We start from the raw sequence: 3,010 nt of genomic DNA, 5'->3' as shown, positions 1-3,010 counted from the left end.
AAGCCAAGTGATTACTGTACAAGATACTAAGGATCCAGAAATCACAAAAGAAGCATCAGATATGATGGTAGAGTGTGATGGCGCTGGTAACGAAGCAGAATTAGCTGCTTGGTTAGCAAGCTATGGTGGAGCTATCGCAGTAGATAACTGTTCAGAAGACCTAACGTGGTCTGTAGGAGATGTTGTTTTTAGTGATGGTTGTGGATTAACAGGTATTGCTAAAGTTACATTTACAGTTACAGATGAGTGTAACAACTCTTCAGAGACAACAGCAGACTTTATAATTAAAGATACAACTCCACCATCTATAGATACTGAGGCTATGGATATGGTAGTAGAGTGTGATGGCGCTGGTAACGAAACCGTACTTGACGAATGGTTAGAAAGCTATGGAGGTGCAATGGCATCAGATACATGTTCAGATAAGCCATTAGAATGGAGTGTTGGAGCTGTTGAATTTAGCGATGATTGTGGTTTAACAGGCTCTGCAACGGTAGTATTTACAGTAACAGACAACTGTGAAAATTCAGCTACAACATCAGCTACATTTACAATTAAAGATACAACACCACCTACAATAGATGCAGGTGCAGAAGATATGTATGTTGAGTGTGATGGTGAAGGTAACGTTGAAGAATTCAACGCATGGTTAGCAGACTATGGAGGTGCAAAGGCATCAGATCTTTGTTCTGACGAAGAATTATCTTGGTCTAACGATTACTGTGCAGGAGCAGAAAACTTAAAAACAGTTGATGGCTCTGCTGAATGGTTAGCATTTATGAATGTATTTGAAACAGACGCTAATGGAGGTGGATTCGTATTCCCTTCAGGATGGGGAGTTGCAGATGCAGTTGCAGAAGTTGATGCTGAAAACAATACAGTAACTTTAAAACCAAATAGAATCGGTGACGCAGATCCATTCTGGCAAACTGGTGATTTGTTTGGTAATAAAGTAATGGATGCAAGTACATTTATTGCAGATAATTCTTTAGTAGGACAATCTTTTACTTGGAGTGGATTTGTATCTAGTAATACATTAGATGAGGAGTACGAAAGCTATGCATTCATTAGAATTTTCACAGCTGATTTTGCTTTACTTGAAGAAATAAAAGCACCTTTAATTGACGATCAAGGTTTTGCTGTTACTTATAATAATACACAAGCAGATGCTGTTAATATTCAGTATGGTTTCAATGTTAGAGGACGTAATGCAAATTTTGATTCATCTTTTGATGAAGCTTATGATGCATTAGGTAGCATTGTTGTTGAAGAAGCACGATGTGATTTCTCTGACGATTGTGGTCTTACAGGAGAAGTAACTGTAACGTTTACAGCTATGGATAACTGTGGTAACGCATCTAGTACAGCAGCTTCTTTCATCATTAAGGATGAAACAGCTCCAGTAATTACTACAGAAGCAGAAGATATGACTGTTGAGTGTGGACCAGGAGGAGAACCTAGTTGTACATATTACGTACAATTATTCGACTCTTTCCAAGATGGATGGCAAGGAGATTCGTTAGATGTACTTCTTAACGGGGAAGTTGTTTTAGAAGATTTAACTCTTGCAGACTTATTCGGTGGAGAAAGTCCAATAGAAGGAGAAAATGATCCAATTCCTTTCCAAGTCCAAAATGGAGATGGTGTAACAACGATTTATTTCGAAGGTGCATTTGCTGGAGAAGCAAGTTGGATTATTCTTAACTCTAACCAAGAAGTTGTTGGTGAAGGAGACGGAGGTAACCCAATAGACATTACAGCAGAATGTGATGGTGAAGGATCTGCAGGTTCTATGGAACAGTTCGAGGCTTGGTTAGCTAACAATGGTGGAGCTTCTGCTTCAGACCTTTGTGGAGGCGTAACTTGGTCTAACAATAGCGAAGGTTTATCTGATGACTGTGGATTCACAGGAACAGAAACTGTAGTATTTACAGCTACTGACGATTGTAATAACTCTGAAATTACAACAGCAACATTTACTATTATAGATACGACTGACCCTTCAATTGATGTTGAAGCAGAAGATGAAACTGTTGAATGTGATGGTGAAGGAAATGAAGATGAATTACAAGCTTGGTTAGATGATAACGGTGGAGCAGAAGCTAGTGACCTTTGTGGTTCAGTGACTTGGTCTAACGATTACGATAAATTATCTGACGATTGTGGAGAAACAGGTTCAGCTGTAGTAACATTTACTGCAACAGATGAGTGTTTAAATACATCAACAACATCTGCAACATTTACTATCGAAGATACAACTGCACCAGACTTTACATTCGTACCAGAAGATGCAGAATTAGAATGTGATGAAGAAGATCCTATAGCTAATGCAACTGCAGAAGATGGTTGTGGTGATACTAGCGTAACTTATGAAGACTACTATACACATACACCATGGCAAGCATTTAATCAAGGTGATGGTACTACAGATTTTAGTGCACTTCCTAATGGGTTTACAGTAACTGGCTCTAATGCTGGTGGAGATGATGATTTCTCAACAGTTAATTTCTTTAATATTGGATTTACAACTGCTAAGAATGTTATATTAACGTTCGATTGGAGTATTAATATAGAAGATTCTTTTGGACCTGGTTTTGATAACTTAGTATATGCTATTAATGGTGAAGTATTCACTATTTATGATGGTCCAGATGCAGAAGCATCTGATAGCTTCTCAGTTGAATTATTAGCTGGTCAAGAATTTGCTATTGGAATTTTTAATCCTGATCAATGTTGTGGAACTGCTACAGTAGAAGTTTCAAATATTAATTTCGAGATTAATAATGAGTGTCCAGTAACAAAGTGTTTTATTAGAGAATTTACTGCAGAAGATGAGTGTGGTAATAAGTCTATTGCTAGACAAAATGTAGTGTTCTTAGATAGAACTGCGCCAACATTTACAGCACCAGCAGATCTTACGATCTACAGTGACGATAAGTGTGAGTACGATGCTTCAGTAGAAGTAACAGGCGATGTAGAAGATGAAATGGACAATTGTTCAGATGAATTA

Annotated in this window: 1 protein-coding gene; it reads left to right on the top strand. The window is 37.8% G+C overall.

The window, feature by feature from the left end; genetic code table 11:
- The coding region (locus RM697_RS13635) for a hypothetical protein (RefSeq protein ID WP_311428453.1) at positions 1-3,010 on the top strand (3,010 nt) is incomplete at both ends.

This window comes from Microcosmobacter mediterraneus (genome assembly GCF_031846265.1).
In the GTDB taxonomy this organism is placed as follows: Bacteria; Bacteroidota; Bacteroidia; order Flavobacteriales; family Flavobacteriaceae; genus Microcosmobacter; species Microcosmobacter mediterraneus.
Note: the sequence above shows the minus strand (reverse complement) of the source record. Positions and strands in the feature narration are given on the sequence as shown.